Source organism: Roseovarius confluentis, from assembly GCF_002917925.1.
In the GTDB taxonomy this organism is placed as follows: domain Bacteria; phylum Pseudomonadota; class Alphaproteobacteria; order Rhodobacterales; family Rhodobacteraceae; genus Roseovarius; species Roseovarius confluentis.
The window spans coordinates 17,253-30,431 of the sequence record NZ_PPFE01000006.1; the positions used below are offsets into that span (position 1 = coordinate 17,253).

9 protein-coding genes are annotated in these 13,179 nt (G+C 65.9%); 1 reads left to right on the plus strand and 8 read right to left on the minus strand.

Going from position 1 to position 13,179, the window contains the following annotated elements:
- Window positions 1-35 precede the first annotated feature (35 nt).
- The 7 genes from C2I35_RS14110 to C2I35_RS14140 all read right to left on the minus strand — a co-directional run bounded on the left by C2I35_RS14110 (window position 36) and on the right by C2I35_RS14140 (window position 8,247).
- Window positions 36-1,040 (minus strand): siderophore-interacting protein, encoded by a 1,005-nt coding sequence (locus C2I35_RS14110; RefSeq protein ID WP_103763714.1) that lies wholly within the window; start codon window positions 1,038-1,040, stop codon window positions 36-38.
- Between the two features lie 7 nt (window positions 1,041-1,047).
- A complete protein-coding gene (locus C2I35_RS14115) occupies window positions 1,048-3,201 on the minus strand; it encodes a TonB-dependent receptor (protein ID WP_170067214.1) in 2,154 nt (717 codons plus the stop codon).
- A gap of 137 nt (window positions 3,202-3,338) precedes the next feature.
- Window positions 3,339-4,151 carry an ABC transporter ATP-binding protein gene (locus tag C2I35_RS14120; protein WP_103763716.1) on the minus strand — a complete coding sequence of 271 codons (813 nt, stop codon included), beginning with the start codon at window positions 4,149-4,151 and terminating at the stop codon, window positions 3,339-3,341.
- On the minus strand, window positions 4,141-5,115 hold the full coding sequence (locus C2I35_RS14125) for a FecCD family ABC transporter permease (protein ID WP_103763717.1): 975 nt from the start codon (window positions 5,113-5,115) through the stop codon (window positions 4,141-4,143). The genes C2I35_RS14120 and C2I35_RS14125 overlap by 11 nt, the downstream gene beginning before the upstream one ends.
- The gene (locus C2I35_RS14130) at window positions 5,112-6,104 is read right to left on the minus strand and encodes a FecCD family ABC transporter permease (RefSeq protein WP_103763718.1); all 993 of its coding nucleotides are present in this window, start codon (window positions 6,102-6,104) and stop codon (window positions 5,112-5,114) included. The genes C2I35_RS14125 and C2I35_RS14130 overlap by 4 nt, the downstream gene beginning before the upstream one ends.
- Complete coding sequence (locus C2I35_RS14135) at window positions 6,101-7,039, minus strand: ABC transporter substrate-binding protein (RefSeq protein WP_103763719.1); 939 nt, start codon at window positions 7,037-7,039, stop codon at window positions 6,101-6,103. The genes C2I35_RS14130 and C2I35_RS14135 overlap by 4 nt, the downstream gene beginning before the upstream one ends.
- 137 nt (window positions 7,040-7,176) lie before the next feature.
- Window positions 7,177-8,247 (minus strand): substrate-binding domain-containing protein, encoded by a 1,071-nt coding sequence (locus tag C2I35_RS14140; protein WP_103763720.1) that lies wholly within the window; start codon window positions 8,245-8,247, stop codon window positions 7,177-7,179.
- 173 nt (window positions 8,248-8,420) lie between these two features.
- On the opposite strand from C2I35_RS14140, the gene C2I35_RS14145 reads away from it, so the two are divergent.
- On the plus strand, window positions 8,421-9,875 hold the full coding sequence (locus C2I35_RS14145; RefSeq protein WP_103763721.1) for an aldehyde dehydrogenase family protein: 1,455 nt from the start codon (window positions 8,421-8,423) through the stop codon (window positions 9,873-9,875).
- A 361-nt stretch (window positions 9,876-10,236) separates the two neighbouring features.
- On the opposite strand, the gene C2I35_RS14150 is transcribed toward C2I35_RS14145, so the two are convergent.
- Window positions 10,237-13,158, minus strand: coding sequence for an error-prone DNA polymerase (locus tag C2I35_RS14150; RefSeq protein ID WP_103763722.1), 2,922 nt, complete (start codon window positions 13,156-13,158; stop codon window positions 10,237-10,239).
- Window positions 13,159-13,179 lie beyond the last annotated feature (21 nt).

Sequence of the window (13,179 nt, forward strand, 5' to 3'; positions counted from 1 at the left end):
CCGCTCATGTTCTTGATCCACCGTTTAAAAGAGCATTACGCTGCCGCCCAGTAGGCTGCCGTCCGCGACTCACCTTTCCGGAATCCTCTTTCGGCCAACCACTTGCGCGCCTGCTCTGCCTCGGATCTTTCAGCGGCGAAAAAGATGTACCGGTCGCTTTCGGGGAACGGCAGACCGGCCAGGGCCGACATCGGCGTTTCCCCCTTGCTCCGGATGCACCAGCGCAGGGTGACACCGTCGGGATGCGGTATCTTCTGAATGTCTTCCGAATGCGGCACGACGATCGCGGCCGCACCCCGCGCGTCGCGCGGCAAGGCGGACAGGATCCGCGCCATGACCGGCATCCCGGTTTCATCTCCGACAAGCCCAAGCCAGCCAACCGGCGCAGGATAGCCACTCCCGCCCGGGCCGGTCAGGGCGATCTCGTCCCCCGGGCCCACCCGGTCGCACCACGTGGTCACACGCCCGCCATCATGTCGAAACACGTCAAAGCTCAGGCGCGTGCCTTGCCGCGTGGGTTCGGCCTCCCGCGTGGTGTAGACCGGCCGATGCCACTGGCCGATCCCGCCGGGCCAATCCGTGGCACCCGTTTCGTCCGTCACCGGCCAGGGCGCGCCCGCCGGTCCCATCAACAGACGAAAATGCAGCGGCTCAGCGGCGAAACGCCCAAGCTCATCGCCCTCGATCACCACCCTGCTGTAGGAGGGCGATATCCGCGTCACCCCGGCGACCCGCGCAAGCGTCTGATTGCCGGGCTTTTTTCCGGCCAGATCTTCCTGCCAGTCGGGGACAAGCCCCATACCGGTCAGCCGTTCGACAAGTGTGTCGCGGATCAACTGCAAGCCGACCGCATCGGTGGCATCGATGGTGATCGCAGTGTCCTTTCCCCGCGGCTCTACGACAAGACCGCCCGTCATCAGGCCGATGCGAATCCCGTCGCCGTGCGGCTCGACCGGTCGCTCGGCGTCCTCGGCAAAGACCCTGAAGGCGGCGACGGCGCGTGTGCCGTCAACCGCCAGTATCGCTTTCGCAAACGTCAACCTCGCCTCAAAACGTGTAGTCGAGCTGCAGGCCGATCTCTTGCCGGTTGCCCAGCCCCTGAAGGCTCGCGCTGCTGTTCTCGTAGACCAGGTAATCCTCGTCGAAGAGGTTCGTCGCATAGGCCGTGATCCTGGCCTGATCCCACGCATAGCCCACGTTCAGATCGACCGTGGTGAAGGCGCTGAGCGTGTCCGGCGTCGCGTTGTCAAAGCGCGATTTCTGCCGCCCGGTATGCTTGACCACCCCGGAAGAGAACCATCCGGTCGGAGCGCCCCAGCGATACCCGACCGCGGCCGTGAATTCCGGCGCATTGGGAAAGCCGAGACCTGTGTAGTTCACGCCGCCGGTGTTGAAATCCTTGAACTCGGTATGCAGCAGACCGACCGAGGCGAAAAGATCCAGCTTGCCGGTCGCCGCGTAGTCCAGCTCGAACTCGGCGCCGTAAGATTCGGACTCTCCCGCGTTGACGATGCTGTTGTTCGGAAACAGGCCGATCTCGACCTGCTGGTCATCCCATGTCTGCCAGAACGCCGTCGCCGAGAAACCCAGCTGGTCCTGCACGAACCGCCCCTGGTAACCCAGTTCGACGACCGTGGAGGTTTCCGGATCGAAACGGTACGCGCCAGCCAGGTTGCTCCCGGCGCCGCCGGGGCGGTAGCCCTGCTGCACCACAAGCGATATCCTGTCCTCGTTGGCCAGTTCGCGCGTCAGGCCCAGCTTGCCCAGGGCGACCACGTCGTCATAGGAAAAGCTGGTCGTGGCGCCGGAAACCACCTGCGTCGTTTCCTGGTCGATATGATCCAGCCGTCCGCCCGCGATCACCGACCAGCCGGGCGCGAATTCATAGGTCGCCTCGCCGAAAATCGCGGTGTTGTTGGTTTCGATATCGGTCATCTGGTTGATGCCGATGGTCAGCGGCTGCGTCGGATCGGCCAGGATTCCGGTGTTGAAGTAGGTGCCGCGGCGATAGGTATCCCGCACCTCGCGGCCGGCATAGGCGCCCAGCACCCAGCGCAGACCCTCGCTCTCGTAGTTCAGGCGGAATTCCTGCGTGAAGAGGTCCTGCTGCTGCCCCGCATCGGCCGATGTAAACTCACCCGGGTTGCCGAAGTTCAGGGACCGCACGTCGGTTTCCGACATCGACACGCTCGTCATCGAGGTAAACTTGAGGTTGGCATTGATTTCGTGCGTGATCTCCAGCCCGAAATTGTTCGTGGTGGTATTGCGCACCTCTTCCAGTACCGTCAGCAGGCCCAGCTGGTTTTCCGGCGGAATGCCGAAGAACAGGCTCAAGGCCGCCGAGTTCGCCTGCAGGACCGGAAAGTTCGGACTCAGCGCCCCGTTGACATCACCGCGGTTGGTCCCGCTGGCCACGATGTTGGGGCTGGTATTGTCATAGGAGTGGGAATAGCTGAGCAGCACGCGCGTACGGTCGGTCGGCGTCCACAAGAGTTTGCCGCGCAGCGTGTGGTACTTGTCCTCGCTGATGTCGTCATACCCGCTGAACCCCTGGTAGGAGGGATAGTCGATCGAACTGTCCTTATGGTACCACTCACCGCTCAGCCGGATCGCCACGGTATCCGAAACCGGGCCGGTTCCCGCAATGCCCACGGTTCTACGGTTATCGCTGCCATAGGTCAGACGCATCGCGCCGCCGGGTTCGAACTCCGGGTCCTTGGTCTTGACGTAGACGGCACCGGCCAGCGCGGCGCGGCCGCTGAGCGTGGATTGCGGCCCGCGATAGACCTCCACCTGCTCGACATCGAAGGTCGAGCGTGCGCCACGGCGCGTGCCCTCGACCGTTTGCTGGACACCGTCGATATAGAAGGATGCCAGCGGCGCACCCAGCCCCGGCGTCTGGCCTTCGGAATTGACGCCGCGGATGACAAAGCCGGTCAGCGCGCTGTCCCCGCCCTGAACGTTGGGGATCAGGCCGAACGTGTCCTCGATCGACGCGATTGTGGCATCGTCCAACTGCTCGCCCCGCACGACGCTCAGAGGCGCGGTACTGTCCTCGGCATCTGTCGAAGTCCTGTCGCCGTAGATTTCCAGTGTGCCGAGGTCGAACGGAATCTGGCCGTCCTGCGCCTGTGCAGCCGTGACGGCAAGGATCGATATACTGCTGGTGAAAACCAGCTTCTTGAGCGGGAAAATAAGCACGGCCAGATGTCCTTCCGGAAGCATTTGAAAAGGAAATGGCTGGCGTAACGCTCGCTTTGTTGACCAAATTACTCAGGTAGGCCGCGCAAGCAAGGCGATATCATCGCTCGACGACGTTCTTGTATCAAATTAGCAACTTATTCCGGCAGTATGGAGCGGGGAACACACATTGGCCGCCCGGTCGCGGGGTCCTCCAGCACGTCGACATCCACACCGAAGACTTCGGCCAGGCGGTCTTTGGTCAGGGCTACGCGCACCGCGCCTTCGGCAACGATTCGGCCGGCCTTCATCATGACCACGTGATCAGCGTGCCGCGCCGCCTGGTCCAGGTCGTGCAGCACCGCGATCACGGTCAGGCCGCCTTCATCCACCAGTCGCCGCATCAGGCCCAGTACTTCCAGCTGGTGGCGCAGGTCCAACCAGGTCGTCGGCTCGTCCAGCAACAGGACAGGCGCGTCCTGTGCCAGCACCATGGCGATCCAGGCCCGCTGTCGCTGCCCGCCCGAAAGCACCTCGACCGGCCGGTCACGCAGCTCCGTCAGGCCGGTCTGATGCAAGGCCCGGTCCACCGCCCGCTGATCACGGGCCTGCCACGGGCTGAACGGGCCGCGATGCGGATAGCGGCCCTGCCGCACAAGCGCCTCGACGCTCAGGCCCTCGGGCGGCTCCGCCCCCTGCGCCAGCAGGCCCAGCGCCCGCGCGGCCTGCTTGGACCCGAGATCGGCAATCGCACGCCCGTCCAGCAGGACCTGCCCCTGAAGCGGCGCCAATTGCCGCGACAGCGCTTTCAGCAGGGTCGATTTCCCACAGCCATTCGGCCCCAGGATCGCAATGAACCGGCCCTTGGGCAGCGTGACCGACAAGCTGTCCACGATCGGTAACGCACCATAGCCAAGGGTCAGGGCTTCGGCGACAAGACCGGCCTGCGCTTCGGAGGGATCAAAGCTCATTGCGGCGGCTCCAGAGAAGGTATCCAAAGAATGGCGCCCCGATCAGCGCGGTGGCCAGCCCGACAGGCACCTGCACCGGCGCAAGCAGTCGGCGAGCGGCCAGGTCGGCCACCACCAGCAGTATCGCACCGCAGACCGCGGCGACCGGGATCAGCCGTGCGTGATTGCGCCCGGTCAACGCCCGCGCCACATGCGGCGCGGCCAGTCCGACAAAGGCGATCGGCCCCGAAGCGGCCACGGCCGCGCCCGCCAGCAAGGCGACGGCCACGATCACCAGCCCCCGCACCAGCTGCACCCGTTGTCCGACACCGCCCGCCACCCTGTCACCCAGCGCGATCAGGTCCAGCTCACGGGCCGCCAGCCACAGCGCCAGCGCACCCGGCAGGCCCCACAGCACGAGCCATTCCAGCTTGACCCAGCGCGCATCCTGCAACGATCCTGCCGACCAGGTGATCGCACGCTGCACCTCAGCGGCCGGACCGAATGCGGCGATGAAACTCGCCCCGGCCCCGGCCAGTGCGCCGACCCCCACTCCCACGAGGATCAACCGCAGGGACGACGTTCCCGCCCGCCAGGCAAACATCTGGATCGCCAGCGCGGTGATCAGCGCACCGGCGAAACTGACGGCGGGCAGAAGGCTTTCGGGCAGGCTGGCAACCTCGACGATCACGATCATCGCGGCCAGGGCCGCACCCGCATTGATCCCAAGCAGGCCGGGCTCGGCCAGCGGGTTGCGCAGAACCGCCTGTGTCGCCGTGCCCGCCACCGCCAGCGCCGCCCCCACCGCGGCCGCCAGCGCCACGCGCGGCAGGCGCAGGGTCATCACGATCGTCTCCGAGACTTGCGACACCTCCACCCCGGCCAGCGCGCGCAGCACGTCCACCGGCGACACCGGCTGGTCGCCTGCGGCCAGCGCCAGCAGCATAGCCAGCAGCAGTAGGGCACAGAGCACCGCGCCGGTCATGCCAAGCCACCCGTGCGACGCCGCGCCAGCCAGATGAAGACCGGTGCGCCGACCAGCGCCATCGAGACGCCCACCGGCACGTCCCGCGCCCAGATCGCGCGCGGCAACGCGTCCGCCACCACGACCAGCGCGGCACCCGCCACCGCCGCGACCGGCAGGATCCGCCGGTAATCCGCTCCCACCGAAAGACGCACCATGTGCGGCACCACCAGTCCGACGAATCCCAGCGGCCCCGCCAGCGCCACGGCCACCCCTGCCAGGGCTACCACCAGTGCCGCGGATACCAGACGCCAAACGGTCTGCGCCTGCCCGATGCTCCGCGCCACCTCGGCCCCGAGGCTCAGCGCCGTCACCTGCCCCGACAGCACCAGCGCCAGCCCCATCGGAAAGGCCACGTAGGGCACCAGAGGCAGAACCACATCGAGCGTCCGGCCACGCAGACTGCCAATCGTCCACTGCCGCACCACGTCCTGTGTCTGCGCGTCCAGCACGAGGATCGCGGCGGTGAGCGCGCCGATGAAACTTGCCACGATCACGCCGGCGAGGATCAGGCGCACCGGGCCCGCCCCCGACCGGCCCGCCGACCCCAGCGCCAGCACCAGCGCCGCCGCCAGCGCCGCACCGAGAAAGGCCAGCCAGACCAGCGCCGCCATCGCGTCGACACCCAGAAAGGCGATGCCGCAGACCACGGCAAAAGCCGCCCCCGCATTCACGCCCAGGAGTCCCGGATCGGCCAGCGGATTGCCCGTCATCGCCTGGATAATCGCACCGGCAACGGCCAGCGCCGCGCCGGTCAGCAGCCCGGCCAGCAAACGCGGCAGGCGCACTTCCTGCATCACCAGGCCCGCCCGGTCGGACCCGTCGGCAGTCAAGGCCTTCAACGCCTCCGACCACCCCATATCCGATGCGCCCACGGTCAACGCCCAGAGCGACAAAGCCAACAACGCCAGCGCGCCGGGCAGCAGTATCGACCAAAGAGGAAACTTCAAGGCGTGCCGATCAGGTATCGCTCGACATCATCCAGAACCGCGTTGGCGGCATCGAGCCCGCTGAACTCCATCCAGTGGGCGTGATCCACGCGATAGGCACGCTCCGTGTCCACCGCCGGCAGCATCCGCCACAGCGGGTTGCCCGTCACTTCCTCGAACCGGCCATCGGTGTCGGAATCATTGGTGCCACCGACAATGTAGAACAGCACGTCGCCGTCCAGCGCAGCCAGTTCCTCGAGGTCGGGACGCTTCATCGACAGGCTGGGGTCATCGGTGGTCTCGTACGCACTACGCTGCACACCGAGTTCGCGCAAAAGCGCAAAGGGCGCGTAGGTCACCGGCGCATCCATGTAGACCTGGAAATCCCAGGACGTGATCCGCACCACCGACAGGGTCCGGTCGTGGGGCACCCGCGCCCGCAGGTCCGCCATTCGCGCCTCGAAGGCGGCAAGCCCGGCCTCGACGGCGGCCTCTGAAACCTCGTTCCCCAACGGCGCAAGCAGGCGATAGAAACCCCGCCAGTCAAGATCGGTATAGAGCAGGGTCGGCGCAAGCTGGCTGGCCATCGGATGAATGCCCGACGCCATGCTCTCGGACCCTGCAAAGCCCAGGATCAGATCCGGCTGCAAAGCCACGATCGCCTCCATGCTCGGCTCGGTCACGGCGCCTATGCTGGTCACACCCGCCCTCTCGGCGCGCGCCTTCAATGTCTCGTCACTCATCAGGTCCAGTGGCGCGCCGACGACCTGCAACCCTGTATCCATCGCCACGCCCAGTCCGAAACTCGGGTCCAGCACCACGACCCGCTCCGGGGCCGCGTCGAGGCACAGGTTCCCGCCATAGATCGCCGGGTCTTCGACCGCGACACCGTCACAGGCCACGGCGCCGCCGACAGACAGGAAAAGGGCGGCAATAACCAAAGATGGAAAACGCATGCAGACTCCGGGATCAGGTGAGTGTCTGGCTTCGGGCAAGGTCTGCACGCGTGGCTGAACATATGCTGCGAGCATAACCAGGCAATGTCAATCTGATCGCGGTATGCCGTTCTGGCGCAGCTTGCGATAAACGGCATTCATTCTCCGAAAATCTCGGCCACTGGCCGCACTGCGCCGGGATTGGCTGCACGATATCCCGGAAGGATCTTGATTGCGCTCGCGAACTCCCGGCTCTGCATGGCGGCGATGACCCGCTTCATGGCTTCCGACGCCAGCAGCGCGTCGCGACAGACGAACACGTAGTCCTCTGTCACCAGGGGCAGAAACTCCAGGTTGAACCGACGCGCGGCGGCCTCCACGCCGAAGCTCGCATCGGCCATTCCGCTCGCGACATAGGCGGCAACGGCGGCATGGGTGAACTCGAAGGGCGGATGCCCGCCGCCAATGTCCTCCGGCGTCATGCCAAGTTGCGCAAGGATCTGCTTGAAGAGATGCGCCGTCCCCGAGACCGGGTCGCGCGCGACAAAACGGATATCGGGGGTCTTCAGGTCCTCGACGCCCCGAATGCCCAACGGATTGTTGGCCCCGAGCATCAAGCCCATTTCGCGGGTGACGAAGCTGATCACGCTGTAGCGCTCTCCGGTCAGGAACTCCCGGTTCGCCTCGATCGCCTGCTGACGCAACGGCCCCTGTGGCAGATGCAGCCCGGCAAGATCGCATTCGCCTCGCTTCAATGCCATCAGTGAGGTTTCGTTGCTGACGTACCGCAGGTCAAAGACCATGTCGCCCTGACTGTCCAGGATGTGCTGCAACTGTTCCACGGCGAACCCGTGGCTGGCATGAGCACGAATCTCCGTGGTGGCCTGCGGAAGAAATTCCACCAGTTCCGCCTCCAGCTCGTGCACCAGGTTGGCGAGCTGCGGCATCAGCCGGGCTTGCAGCCGCTGCCCCGCCCAGACCAGCCGTTCGCCGAACGGCGTCAGGCTGGTGCCCTTGCCGCGTTTGCGCTCCACCAGCGGTGTCTCGAAGAAGTCCGACCATTTCTCGATCAGGTTCCACGCGTGCCGGTAGGAAATCTGCGCCTGCTCGGCAGCGCGCGTGATCTTGCCGGTGGCGCGGATCTCGTTGAGAAAATCCAGCATGACCATCATCGGCGGCTCGTCTTCAGACTTACGAAAGCGCCAGACGGGGACAATCTCGATCTGCATGTGGTCTCCTTAATATGCACATCAGTGCATAACTTTAAGCAGTCATTTCGGCTTATATGCAGTAAATATCATATTTTATCAAATGAAAACCATTCCTAAGTTGAGGGCATGCGGCTTCCAAAGCACGGAGCCGAAGGCTAAATATGAACTTAAATGCATATAGTGAGGACGCCATGCCCTACGATATCTCGACCACCCGCGCGGATCTGATCATTCATGGTGAACGGATGCCGGCGCGTTCCGGTCGCAGCTTTGAAACGCTCAACCCGGCCACCGAGCAACCGCTCGCACAGGTCGCCGAGGCGGGCGTGGAGGATGTGAACGACGCGGTCGCCTCCGCCCGGGAGGCGCTGACCGGCGATTGGGGCCGGATGCGCGCAGCCGATCGCGGCCAGATCCTGCTGCGCTTCGCCGACCTCATCCGCCGCGATCAGGACGAACTGATCGAACTGGAAAGCCTCGATTCCGGCAAACCGGTCTCGACCATCCGGCGGCAGGACATGCCGGCGGTGCTGGACACGCTGACCTACTACGCAGGCTTCGCCGACAAGATCAACGGACAGGTCATTCCCGCCCGGCAGGACGCACTGACCTACACCGTACGAGAGCCGGTCGGCGTGGTCGGGGCCATCGTACCCTGGAACTTCCCGATGATGATCGGCATGTGGAAGATTGCCCCGGCCCTGGCCTGCGGCTGCACCGTGGTCCTGAAACCGGCGGAACTCACACCGCTGACCGCGCTGAAACTGGGCGAACTTGCGCTCGAGGCCGGCATTCCCGCCGGCGTGCTGAACGTCGTGCCGGGCTTCGGCGCCGTCGCGGGGCAGGCACTGGTCGATCACCCGGACGTGGACAAGGTGACCTTCACCGGCTCCCCGGGGGTCGGCCGGCAGATCCTGCAAGGCTCCGCGGGCAACCTCAAGCGCGTCACTCTGGAACTTGGCGGCAAATCGGCCAACGTCATCTTTCCCGATGCCGACATTGAAACCGCGGCCAAGGCCGCCGCGTCCGGTATTTTCTTCAACAGCGGACAGGTCTGCTCGGCCGGCTCTCGGATCGTCGTCCACAACTCGATCCGCGAGCAAGTCGTGGAACGGCTCGTGGCGCGGGCCGAGAAGATCCGAACCGGCGATCCGTCCGATGGCGACACGCAGATGGGGCCGGTCGTTTCCGAGAAACAGATGGGCCGGATTCTCGACTATATCCGTATCGGCGAGGAAGAGGGCGCACGGCTCGTGACAGGCGGCGCCCGCGCAATGGAGCGCGGATATTTTGTCGCCCCGACCGTGTTCGACGATGTCCGCCCCGAGATGCGCATCTCGCAGGAGGAGATTTTCGGCCCTGTCGCCTCGGTGATCGGCTTCGATGACGAGGACGAGGCGCTCGCCATCGCCAACGGTACCAGCTTCAGTCTCGCGGCGGGTATCTGGACCAATGACATGCGCCGGATGCACCGTTTCCTTCGCGACCTGAAGGCAGGCACCGTCTGGGCCAACACTTTTGGGCCGACCGACGTGCGGTTGCCATGGGGCGGCACTCGGGACTCCGGCTTTGGCCGCGAGCACGGCGAGATCGCGCTGGAAAACTTCACCGAACCGAAATCGATCTGGATCGCGCATGGCGCGTGACACCTGATCCGTCATCGCGGGGCCGTGTCTTCCTCCCATCCTCCCGGTCGGCAAGACCCCGCAAGCGCAACGGCCCGCCTCCTCCCGGCGGGCCGTTCTGCTGCCGAACCGTCATGCGGGTGTGCCAGGGCGTGAACACCTTGCCGTAGCTGAAACTGCGGTGTCGCAAACAGCCCTGTCTGGATGGCCACGACATTACCCTCCGACCCCGCGCCTGGTCCCGAGCTTGGGCCAACTTGCGCAATGGATGGTTTTTCCACGGTCACCTGCATTAACCAGCTGACAGAAAATCATCTCATCGCCTGACAATACTCCCGCCGGAGGCTCCACCACCTGCCGCGCGCGATGAGGTCTGCGTTTCTTACCCCTGCCGCTTCGACACGGCGGGGTGGGCGGGCGGGCGCCGTGTCGAAGCGGCAGGCGTCAACACATCGCGCAGCAGCGCAAGCGGGTGCGCCTTCAGCGACAACCGCATCGAAACGTAATCCTCCACCACCTCCTCGCCCGTGGTCATGGCGGGCAGGTCCACGTCGGGCTCGAACACCGCCTCGCCCTCCATGTCCCCGGCGAACAGCGGCAGCGCGCTCTTGCCCACCATCGCATGCGTTTCCCACAGCGCCCCGCGCCGCGCCACGTCGATGCTGGCAAAGGCATCCGCCTCCGCCAGCCGCGTCATCACCTCGGGCGCCACGCCCGCGCGACGCCACACGTCGCTCACCTCGCGGTACCCGTTGCCCCGCGCCGCGGTGATCCAGTGGGCGTCTTCCTCCACCATCCCCTTGACCTGCCGGAACCCCAGCCGCAGGGCCAGCCCGCCGGCTTCGTCGGGCTCCATCACGTTGTCCCAGAAACTGGCGTTTATGCAGACCGGGCGCACCTCCACGCCGTGCTCCCGCGCGTCCCGCACGATCTGCGCCGGCGCGTAGAACCCCATAGGCTGCGCGTTCAGCAGTGCACAGGCAAAGATCCCCGGATGGTGCCGCTTGACCCATGCACTCGCATAGACCAGCAGCGCAAAGCTCGCCGCATGGCTTTCGGGGAAACCGTAGCTGCCGAACCCCTCGATCTGGCTGAAACACCGTTCGGCGAACTCCATGTCATAGCCATTGGCCCGCATACCGCGCAGGAACCGCGTGCGGAACGCGCTGATATTGCCGTGTTTCTTGAACGTCGCCAGCGACCGGCGCAGCCGGTCCGCCTCGTCCGGCGTGAACCCGGCCCCGATGATGGCGATCTGCATGGCCTGTTCCTGGAACAGCGGCACCCCCAGCGTCTTGCCCAGCACCCGGCCCAGCTCGTCGGACGGAAACTCGACCTTTTCCTCGCCATTCCGCCGCCGGATATAGGGGTGCACCATGTCGCCCTGGATCGGCCCGGGCCGGATGATCGCCACCTCGATCACCAGGTCATAAAACGTCCGCGGCCGCATCCGGGGCAGGAAATTCATCTGCGCGCGCGACTCCACCTGGAACACCCCGATCGTGTCCGCCTTGCACAGCATGTCATAGACGCGCGGGTCTTCCGGCGGCAGCGAGGCCAGCGTATGCGTCTGCCCGTGATGCTGATCGATCAGGTCGAACGCCTTGCGCAGACAGCTCAGCATCCCCAGCGCCAGCACATCCACCTTCAGGATGCCCAGCGCGTCGATATCGTCCTTGTCCCAGCAGATGACCGTGCGGCCTTCCATCGTGGCGTTCTCAATGGGCACCAGCTCGTCCAGCCGCCCCTCGGTGATGACGAACCCGCCCACATGCTGGCTCAGGTGCCGCGGAAACCCCTCGATCTCGCGCACCAGCTCCATCGTCTGGCGCAGCCGCCGGTCGTCGGGGTCAAGCCCGATCTCGCGCATCCGCTCCCGCTCCACCGCGCCCGAGGTCGCAAAGAACCCCCATAGCTGCGAGGACAGCGCCCCCACCGTGTCCTGGCTCAGGCCCATCGCCGCACCGACCTCGCGGATGGCCCGCTTGCCCCGGTAATGAATGACCGTCGCGCACAGTCCCGCGCGGTGCCGGCCATAGCGCTCGTATATATGCTGTATCACCTCCTCGCGCCGCTCATGCTCGAAATCCACGTCAATGTCAGGCGGCTCGTTGCGCGCCTCGCTGACGAAGCGTTCGAACACCATCGTGCCGGTTTCCGGGCTGACCGAGGTCACGCCCAGGCAATAGCACACCACCGAATTGGCCGCCGATCCGCGCCCCTGGCACAGGATCCCGCGTGATCGGGCAAAGGCGACCACGTCACGCACCGTCAGGAAATACGGCTCGTAATTCAGCTTGGCGATCAGGCTCAACTCGTGCTCGATCATGCCGCGCACCCGCTCCGGCGCGCCGTCGGGATAGCGCCAGCGCAACCCCTCCATCGCCAGCCGCCGCAGTCTTTGCGCCGCCGTTTCCCCCTGCGACACCTCGCTGGGATACTCGTACCGCAACTCGTCCAGCGAGAACCGCAGCCGCGCCGCCACCTCCCCCGTGCGCCGCACCGCGTCCTCGTGCCCCGCGAACAGCCGCAACATCTCCGCCTCGGACCGCAACCGCTGCTCGCCGTTGGCCAACGCATCCCGGCCCAACTCGTCCACCCGCCGCCCCTGCCGGATCGCGGTCAGCACATCCGCCAGCCGCCGCCGCCGCGCGTGGTGCATCGCGGGCAGGGCCGAGGCGACCGTTTCCAGCCCCAGCTCCCCCGCCAGCGCCGCCAGCCGTTTGAGCCGCTTCGCATCCTGCCCGTCATAGCGCGGCGCCATCAGCAGGTAACACTGCCCACCAACACCCTTCACCAACCGCCCCGCGTGACGCTGCCACTCGCGCAACGCCCCCTCGGGCGGATGCAGCAACAGCACGATCTCCTCCATCCTCTCCAGCAGGTCGTCCAGCCGCAGGTCGCATTCCCCCTTCTCGACCCGCAGCCGCCCGGCACTGATCAACCGGCTCAGCCGCCCCCACCCTTGCCGCGTCTCGGGCAGGGCGGTCAGCACCAGTCCCTCGCGCAGCACCAGCCGCGCGGCGGGGTAGAAGCGCGGCACATGGGCCCACTCGGGCGCGCGCGGCTGCGGCGCGGGCGGGCCTATGGCGCCGTCACGCGCCTCGATGCGCTCCCGCTCGGCCACCACGCGGGCGATCTCGCGCACCGCCGCATGGGCGCGCACCACGCCCGCGACCGAGTTCTCGTCGGCAATGGCCAGCCCCGCCAGACCCAGCTCTGCCGCCCGCGCCACGTATTCCTCGGCATGGGACGCCCCGGTCAGGAAGGTGAAATTGGAGGTGATCGACAATTCGGTGAACATGGCAGACCCGCATCATATTCA